Origin of the sequence: Pimelobacter simplex, assembly GCF_900114845.1 — a bacterium.
Lineage (GTDB): Bacteria > Actinomycetota > Actinomycetes > Propionibacteriales > Nocardioidaceae > Nocardioides > Nocardioides simplex.
In genome coordinates this window covers 420,793-429,282 of sequence record NZ_FOUK01000005.1, presented here as the reverse complement: position 1 = coordinate 429,282, position 8,490 = coordinate 420,793, and the positions used below count along the sequence as shown (strand labels likewise).

General features: G+C 67.1%; 8 protein-coding genes. All 8 read left to right on the top strand.

The annotated features are described in order from the left end of the window. On the top strand, positions 1 to 2,890 hold a 2,890-nt coding region (locus BM223_RS22175), incomplete at its 5' end, for a phage tail tape measure protein (protein WP_143128562.1). A gap of 4 nt (positions 2,891 to 2,894) precedes the next feature. Beyond that, positions 2,895 to 3,122 carry a hypothetical protein gene (locus tag BM223_RS22170; protein WP_038676805.1) on the top strand — a complete coding sequence of 76 codons (228 nt, stop codon included), beginning with the start codon at positions 2,895 to 2,897 and terminating at the stop codon, positions 3,120 to 3,122. After that, on the top strand, positions 3,119 to 4,894 hold the full coding sequence (locus BM223_RS22165) for a hypothetical protein (protein WP_038676804.1): 1,776 nt from the start codon (positions 3,119 to 3,121) through the stop codon (positions 4,892 to 4,894). Before BM223_RS22170 ends, BM223_RS22165 begins: the two co-directional genes overlap by 4 nt. After that, complete coding sequence (locus tag BM223_RS29295; protein WP_038676802.1) at positions 4,891 to 6,264, top strand: hypothetical protein; 1,374 nt, start codon at positions 4,891 to 4,893, stop codon at positions 6,262 to 6,264. Before BM223_RS22165 ends, BM223_RS29295 begins: the two co-directional genes overlap by 4 nt. Then, positions 6,264 to 6,638: a hypothetical protein gene (locus tag BM223_RS22155; protein ID WP_038676800.1), complete on the top strand. Its 375-nt coding sequence runs from the start codon at positions 6,264 to 6,266 to the stop codon at positions 6,636 to 6,638. Before BM223_RS29295 ends, BM223_RS22155 begins: the two co-directional genes overlap by 1 nt. Continuing rightward, positions 6,635 to 7,234 (top strand): hypothetical protein, encoded by a 600-nt coding sequence (locus tag BM223_RS22150; RefSeq protein ID WP_038676798.1) that lies wholly within the window; start codon positions 6,635 to 6,637, stop codon positions 7,232 to 7,234. Before BM223_RS22155 ends, BM223_RS22150 begins: the two co-directional genes overlap by 4 nt. Beyond that, a complete protein-coding gene (locus BM223_RS22145) occupies positions 7,231 to 7,800 on the top strand; it encodes a hypothetical protein (protein ID WP_052138214.1) in 570 nt (189 codons plus the stop codon). The genes BM223_RS22150 and BM223_RS22145 overlap by 4 nt, the downstream gene beginning before the upstream one ends. After that, on the top strand, positions 7,797 to 8,450 hold the full coding sequence (locus BM223_RS22140; protein ID WP_038676796.1) for a hypothetical protein: 654 nt from the start codon (positions 7,797 to 7,799) through the stop codon (positions 8,448 to 8,450). The genes BM223_RS22145 and BM223_RS22140 overlap by 4 nt, the downstream gene beginning before the upstream one ends. Positions 8,451 to 8,490 lie beyond the last annotated feature (40 nt).

The window sequence follows — 8,490 nt, the reverse complement described above, 5'->3', positions numbered from 1 at the left end:
CACCGAGACCATGATCAAGCTCGGCGCGACGACCAACGTTTCGGCCGACCAGGCGGCCACCTCGATCGCGCAGATTCAGAACGTGATGGGCACCGCGCCCGAGGACATCGACAACTTCGCCGCAGCGCTCGTCGACCTGGGCAACAACGGCGCGTCGACCGAGTCCCAGATCCTCGACATGGCTCAGCGGATCTCTGGGGCTGGCGCTCAGATCGGTCTTGCCGAGACCGACATCCTTGCGATCTCCAATGCCGTCGCCTCGATGGGCATCGAGGCAGAAGCTGGTGGTTCGGCTGTCTCGACGGCGTTCACGAAGATGGCGATGGCCGTGTCGTCGGGTGGGCCGAAGTTGGAGAAGTTCGCGGAGGTCGCGGGCACTTCGACGACCGAGTTCCAGCGGATGTTCAAAGAGACGCCCGCCGAGGCGTTCGCCGCGTTCACTCAGGGCCTCGATCGGATCAACAAGTCCGGCGGCGACGTCTTCGGGACGCTCAAGGACATCGGCCTGTCCGACATCCGGGTTTCGCAGGCGATGCTCTCGCTGGCGGCGTCTGGCGACGTGCTGACCGACTCGCTGGCGATGGGTGCCGAGGCGTGGGAGAAGAACTCGGCGCTCTCTGATGAGTTCGCGAAGCGGTCGGGCACGACGGCCGCAGAGGTCCAGGTGGCGTGGAATAACGTCAAGGACGCGGGCATCGAGCTTGGCTCCGTGATGCTCCCGGTGCTCTCGGAGGCCGCCGACGTTGTTACGGGGGTCACCAACGCCTTTCAGTCGCTGCCCGGACCAGTCAAGAGCGCGACCGCGGGAGCGCTCGGCTTGACCGCGGTGTTTGGCGGCGGCCTCTGGTTCACCGCCAAGGTGATTGGCGGCGTGGTCAACATGAAGCAGTCGTTGGCCGACCTTGGGGTCCAGGCCAGCACCACTCGCTCACGACTCACGCTGCTGAACGGGGTCAAGCTCACTGGGCTGACGGCCGCTGCGGCGGTCGGGATCCCGTTGCTGTCCAACGACCTCGACACCCTCGGCCGCAGCATCGCAAACACCAAGGCGAGCACAGAGGGCCTCGACGGCGTCCTCGAAGCCCTAAACAAGAGCAATGTTGGAAAGTACGCCGACGACCTCGGCATCAACATGCAGAAGTTGGCCGAGGATCTGTATGCCAACGGCGCCTCCGGCGAGTACGTGGGCGAGACCTACGACAAGCTGAACGGAAAGTTGGACAGCTTCGGCGACAACGCCAAGGAAGCAATCACCTACTGGCTCCCCGGCATCACAAGTGGCCAAAACAAGGCGGCCGAGGTCAACAAGGGGCTCAACAAGGTCATCGAGGAGAACGGCAATCTCCTCGGCAAGGCCGAGTCTGACGCCAAGGCGGCAGCACTTGCTCAGGGTGAGCTGACGGGCGCCACTCTCAGTTCTGCCGATGCCGCGAACCTGAGCGCCGCCGAGACCGAGGAGATGGCCAAGGCCCTCAAGGACGCCCGCGATGGCGCCTCCGAGACTGCCCGTTCGTTCTTGACGCTGGGCGAGTCGCTGAACAATCCGAAGGTTTCGCTGGGCGACTGGATCGGCGAGATGGAGAAGCAGGCTCGTGCGCTTCGTGAGTTCACGGCGAACTCGAAGAAGGCGGCGAAGGAGGGCCTGGATGACGGCCTGATCGCGTCGCTGCAGGAGGCTGGGGTTGAGGGTGCTCTTCGCTTGGAGCAGTTGGCGAATGCGAGCGACGCGGAGATCCGTCGCGCGAACAAGGCGTTTCGGTCGGGTCAGAACGCTAGTGACGCCTACGCGGATGCGGTCGAGGTCCTCGCTCGCCGCCTTCTCGGCCTGCCTCCCGTCGAGAAGGTGGACGTCAAGGTCAATACCGCCAACGCCAAGGCGGCGCTGCGCAGCTTCCAGGCGCAGATCGACGCCTTGCGAGGGAAGAACATCACGGTCTCGACGACGTTCAAGAACTTCTACACCAACGTCAAGGGGCCGAAGGGGAACCGGGGCGGCGTCACGGACCCGTGGCGGGGACCTCTTGAGAACCCCGCGGATGGTGGAACTATCCCTCGCCCCGGAGGGCGTTTGATTCGATCTGCGTCCGGTTCGACGGTGCCTGACGACGGGGGCGGCTACCGCGACTATCTGCCCTACCTGCTGGCCCCGGGCGAGGAGGTCATCTCCAACCGGGTGGGCCAAGCTGATCGATTCCGGCCGTTGCTGAAGGCGATCAACGCCGGCCGCCTAGCCGATGGTGGAACCGCTGGGAAGAACCCGACGTGGATGTCGGCTATCGGCGGCTCGTGGGGTGAGGCGTTCGAGCTGCCCAAGACGTTGAAGGGCTTGAACAAGGCGCTGAAGCGGTCCAAGGCTTCGCTCGAGGACGAGACCGATGCCCGCGACGAGCTGGCGTCGAAGATGTCGTCGCTGCAGGACGCGGTCGCGGGCAAGCTCGCCTCGGACCTGTTCGGCGAGACCGAGGCATGGTCGGCGGGCGGGTCGTTCGAGGACGTCATGGCGATCCTGGCTGGCGACATCGCGACCGGCACGCAGATGCAGAAGGACATCGCGGCCTTGCAGAAGAAGGGCCTCAACGGTGGCGCCCTTGACGCACTGCTCGCCCAGGGCGACGCCGCGACCATCGGGCGGTTTGCCGGGCTCACCCCTGCGCAACTCGCTCAGTACGAGAAGCAGTACGAGCGGCGGGACAATCTGGCGACCTCGACCGGGAAGAGCGCGTCGGCGGCGGCCTACGGGCCGGAGTTCAAGGTCCTCGACTCCAGCGCCCGTCGTCTCGAAGGCAAGGTCGGAGCGATCGAGAAGGCCATCGACCGCAACGGCAAGAAGGACCGCGATTCACGCAAGCGCGGCAAGGGCAACGCCGCCCGCAATCGAAAGAAGGGGTGACCGGGTGTCGGAGTTGGTTCCCGAGGTGATCGAGGGCCCGGTGGTCGCTCTTCTGAAGGCGCGACGGGCCGAGCTGACGGGCGGCCCGGACAGCGTTGGGGTGCAGGAGCAGCGGGTTGCCGAGATGCAGGCCGATGTCGATGCGGCCTGCGAACGTCTTGCGGCTTGCGCCTCCGAGGTCGAGGCGATCGATGCCGCACTGGCCCTGCTTGAGACAGGAGGAGCGGCGTGACTCAGCAGCACGGGTTGACGTGGGGATCGTTGGATTTTGTGTCGACGACTCCGGCCGCATCTGGCTATCTGGTGGAGTCGGTCGCGGATGGGTCGTCGTTTGGGAACCCTGAGCAACGGGTCGAGGTGGTCCGCTCGCTGTTGACCGATGGGGCGCTGGCCGTACTGGAAGGCTGGGACAACCGCGAGGTTGTGATCCGTCTTCGCCTCTCGGCTCCGCTCGCGGCGGCGGGACCGGCGCTGGCCGCAGCAGAGGCCGCTCTGATGCGGGAGATCCTTGCGACGCGTAAGTCGCAGCTCGCTTGGGTTCCGCCGGCCACCGATGCCAAGACCTGCGTGTTCGACGTTGTTGGAGCCAGCCTTGACCGCGACTATCAGGGCGAGTGGGATCTTGAGGAGAAGGCCCGCGAGTACCGCTACTTTCTCCTGACGCTCACATGTCTGCCGTTCGCCAGGACGGCTGCCCGGACGGTGGTCCCCGCACTTCCTCCGCCTGCAGTCACGCCCGTTGTGGTTGTGATCGACACGTGCGATTCGACGTCTGGGTGGACGGCATCTGGCACCAATGTCACCACGCCGGTAGTGACATCAACTGGTGGCTACGTGCAGGCTGCGGCCACTTCGACATCGACTCCGGGGGTCGAATCGCTCAATCTGGCGCGCGCCGGTTCGATTTCGTTCGGCTCCACTCCTTATCTCCGCATCACCGCCTCGGACACGTCCTTGGGCGAAGGGGGATCGCTGTCTGCGGTCGGCGGCGGGGGCGTCATGAGCCCGAAGCTGGTGGCCGCGAGCCCGACGATCGCCGGTGCCTCCGACTACTACTTCGGACCACTGACCTCGGTGACCTCGATCGCCTTCAGCCGAGCCAGCACAACCACAGCGTCTGGGGCCTCGGTTGCTCTTCGCGTGCACGAGGTGGCTCGCACGGACGCGCTGCCGGCATCGGGCACGTCGCGCCAGCAGGCGCGGTCGGCGACCGTGACCGGTTCGGCGCCCACGCAGGCAATGGCTCGTCTCTACGACGCAACACCTGCCGCGTTGGGCACCGAAGTGCTCTTCTACACCTCGACGAACCCCCAGTCTTCGCCTGCCCTGCGCCCCTTCCGGACCGCGTCTGCTGCGGAGACGACTGACTCGACGATGGTGTCGGGAAAGCGGAACACGCTCACGTCGGCGATGACGTTTCGTATCCCATCGTCCCGAATCACCGAAGGGACGTACTCGCTGCTGGCCCGACTCAATGTCTCGACGGCCGGAACCATCGGGTGGTCCACTCGAATCGTCTCTGCGACCGGAACCACCACAGTGGGGTCCTCGGTAGTCATCTCCGGATCGACCGCGGTCGGCACCACTGGCGGCGCCTACCAGGTCGTCAACCTGGCTTCGATCCCTCTTCCCGCGGTGAAGGCCGAAGCGGATCAGGCAATCGAACTGACCTTGACGGGGACGGCGAACATGACTCTCGACGAGAGTTGGCTCTTTGCCGTCCACGACGGTGCCCTGACTTGGATCACCGACTCGGACTCCCTGACCTGGATCGAGATCCGCTCCCCCGAACTCGGCGCCGCGCGGCCATCGGTATACGGCGGCACCGGAGCCAAGGGAGCAAATTCGGTGTGCATCGACTGGAAGTGCAAGTCGTTCGGAGCGCACCGTTTCGAGCCAGGGTTGATGCAGATCTTCACCGTCGCCTCGACCTCCTTGGTTAGCCAGTCGGAACTCGAGTTCTACCCGCGCTACCACTCTCACGTAGGCGACGAGGCGGCATGAGCCGCCGCACCGCGACCCGTCCCGAGGTTCGGGTCGGGGGCTTCTGGCTTTCCTCGATCGCCCCGCAGGGCTGGGGTCAACTGGAGCACTCCACCCGTACCAACGGATCTTGGCAAGCGTCGTGGACGATCCCCATCGTCCGTACCTGGCGGCATCCCGCGCTCGTCTACGGCGCCAAGGTGGAGGTCTTCCTTGGGCCGATCTGCATCTGGTCCGGCACCCTGGAGGAGCCCAACTGGGATTCGGGCGAGTTCATCGCCCTGGGCGCCTCCCGCGACGGCGAAGACGCGGTGGCGATCGATGGATCGGGGAACTCGTCGACGAACCCGAACGCGGTCATCGACGCGGCCATCGCTCGCGGGGTCCTGTCTTGGACACGCATTGGCGACTTCGGGACCACGCCCGTCGGACAGTCCAATGATGGCGGCGGTCTGGTCACCATTCGATCGGTGCTTGACGCCTGGGCTCAGGAGAACGCCAGCCGCTGGGTCGTCAATGAGAGTCGGCAGCTCATTGCCGCTCCTGTCGACGAGACGCGGCCAACCTGGCACGCCATGCCCGGTTCTGGAGTCCTGGGTTCCGCCGCCGAAGAGCGAGTCGACCGCGTCTTCGTTCGCTACCTCGACCCAACCACCGGCAGGCGCGCAACCGCCTCCTACCCCGCCACGAGCCCTGCGAGCGGAATCGAGCGTCCCGTCGACATCACCGACCGCGGCGCCAAGACCCCAGCGCAGGCGGCAAGCATTGCGCAGGACATCTGGTCGGACCTTCAGGGCCGCTCTGGGTGGACCAACGGGATCACGCTGGCGCGCGGTCAAGCCACAACCCCCGGCGGAACCGAGGTCGACCTGGCGCTCGTGAGGGCTGGCGACACCCTCCGCCTCCTGGGGGTCCCGGATGTCCGCGGCGTCGCCCAGAACACCGACGTCGTCATCGGAGACACTGACTACAACTGGGAAGACGACGAGCTACAGGCCAACCCGGTGGGGCTCGCGGCCCGCGACGACACCTCGGTCCTCGAGCAGGTCGGGAACCTCGCCGTCGACGCCGCTGCTCGAGCTGGTGGCAGCGGCTCCGGAGTCGCGCCGTTCGCGATCGCCACCGGCGTGGTCAACGTCGCCCTCTCGGCAGCGAACTCCGCGTTCACGAACATCACGTTCCCGGCAGGCCGGTTCACCGTCGCGCCGATCGTGCTCGCGACCCTGCAGAGCGCCCCCTCCGGGTCACAGAAGTTCGTCCCCCGCGTGCTCAACGCGACCACCACTGGCGCGTCGGTCTACGTCTACACCGGCGACACCACCGCACAGACCGCCACGGTCAACGTGGCCTGGGAGGCCATCCAGATGACCCCGACATCGGCGGTGGGCTGATGACCCAAGAGCCTGGCGCCTGGCAGCTCCAGCAGCGCCTCGACGAGCGTCTGGACAAGATCGACGCGAACCAGCAGGCAGGGTTCGACCGCCTCGACAAGCGGTTCGACCGGCTGGTCACCACCGAGGCGTTCAACGCCGAGCAGCGCCGAGTCGACGACAAGATCAAGGACTTGGCCGACGACATCGCCGCCGAACGCGACGCCCGACGCATCTCGATGATCGAGGAGAAGGCCGCCCGCGAGGACGGCGACAAGCGCCAGCAGAGCGCCCTCGACAAGCTGATCGCCAACCAGAAGTGGATCGTCGTGACGATCTTGATCCCGATCGCACTGTTCATCGCCAACCTCGTCATCGACCGGAGCGGGTCATGACCGGCCGCATCCGGTGGACCATCGCCGCCCTCGCTGCCATCGCGCTCGGCGTCGGGCTCGCCTACGGTCTCCACGAGATCGACGAACTCCAGTCCCGCGTCGAGGCTTCAAGGGCAGACCGGGCCGACCTCCGAAGCCAGCTCGGCAAGGTCAAGGCTGCAGCCGAGGAGAACGCCCGCCGTTGCGCCGACGTCGAGGGCTGCAGTCCCGCGCCGATCCCCGGCACCCCGGGTGCGCCGGGTGCGCCTGGCCTCCCGGGCATCCAGGGCCCCGTCGGCCCACCCGGCCCGGAGGGACCTCGTGGCCCCAAGGGTGATGACGGCAGCTCCGGCACCAACGGGACGACGGGGTCTGCCGGAGCCGACGGCGCACAAGGACCACCCGGCCCGCCCGGCCAGCAGGGCGAACGTGGCCCCCAGGGCGAGCGCGGACCAGAAGGCCCCACCGGCCCGCCCGGTCCCGCCGGAACCACTCAGCCCGGCACCTACACCTGCCCCGACGGCGAGTACCAGCGCGGTTTCTCCGTGAACTCCGACGGCTCCGTCAACCTCATCTGCGCCCCGGTGGCGCAACTGCCCACAGGAGGCAACCCGTGACCTGGCGCACCGCACGCTCCCTCGACGTCGTCCTCGCCGAGATCAACGCCCACGCCCCGAACCGGTCGAAGCTCTCCGACGGGTCGATCGGCGACCCGGCACATGCCGCGCGGACCTCGGACCACAACCCGAACAAGGCCGGCGTCGTCCGCGCCCGCGACTTCACTCACGACCCGCATGGCGGCCTCGACTGCAACGTCCTCGCTGCCCGACTCGCCGAGATGCTCCGCGCCGGCATCCACCCCGCTCTCGGGTCGGGCGCCTACATCATCTGGAACCGCACCATCCTCAGCCGCGACCGGATCCACGAAGGCTGGCGCCCATACGACGGCACCAACCCACACACCAAACACCTCCACCTGTCCGTCGCCACCAAGGCCAGCGGGTACGACTCCACCGTCCCGTGGAACCTGTACGTTCCCCCGGCGCCGTCCGTGAAGCGCCGCCCGAAGCCGATCCGCGACGCCATCAAGGCTGCCCAAGCTGCCCTCGTCGGCGCCGGACCCGTGCGCGCGGAGCGGGTCAAGGCCGCTATCCGTGAGCTGCGGAAGGTCAAGAAGCAGTGACCGAGCCGCAGGCTCGGGTCTACTCGCCGAACCTTGCGTTCACCACCGGCTGGTTCAAGGACCGCAAGCACGTCCGCCACCTGCTCGCCACGGTCGACTACCCCGTCGTACTCGGCGTACAGGAAGCCAAGAACGTGTGGCTCGCCCGCCTCGTCGGCGCGGGAGCTCGAGCGATGCAGCGCACCTCGACCCCGGCTGTGCGCGGTTCAGGGATCATTGTCCGCGGCCTGCGCGCACGGAACTTCCGGATCTTCCTCGGCGGCCGATCGGCAGCGACGCTGCCTCGGTGGATCGCCCGGTGCGCTGTGGAGATCGACGGCCAGTGGGTGCGTGTCTTCTCCGCCCACCCGCCCCCGAAGCGCGCCGGGAAGGCGGCCCAGGATCGACACCTGGCCCAACTCAAGAAGCGCACCGACCGAGCCGAGCGCCGGGGCAAGGCGTGGATCGTGTGCATCGACGCCAACCGCAACCTCCACGAGGTGGCCCGCCACCTCGGCGGCCGCGGCTACGGCGACGACCGCGACCGGATCGTCGGCGTCATCGTCTCCCACCGCATCGTCGTCGGCGCCCACGGCGTCGACCGCTACGGCATCAAGAACGGCCTCACCGACCACCCGGCGCCCTGGATCGACATCCTCGGCATCCGCTGACCTCCAAGGTTTCTCCCAGCAACTCCAAGGATTGGAGCAA

What these genes read in the sequence shown, in the direction of transcription:
- BM223_RS29295 (WP_038676802.1), top strand. Translation starts at nt 4,891, where the DNA reads ATGAGCCGCCGCACCGCGACCCGTCCCGAGGTTCGGGTCGGGGGCTTC.
- BM223_RS22155 (WP_038676800.1), top strand. Translation starts at nt 6,264, where the DNA reads ATGACCCAAGAGCCTGGCGCCTGGCAGCTCCAGCAGCGCCTCGACGAG.
- BM223_RS22150 (WP_038676798.1), top strand. Translation starts at nt 6,635, where the DNA reads ATGACCGGCCGCATCCGGTGGACCATCGCCGCCCTCGCTGCCATCGCG.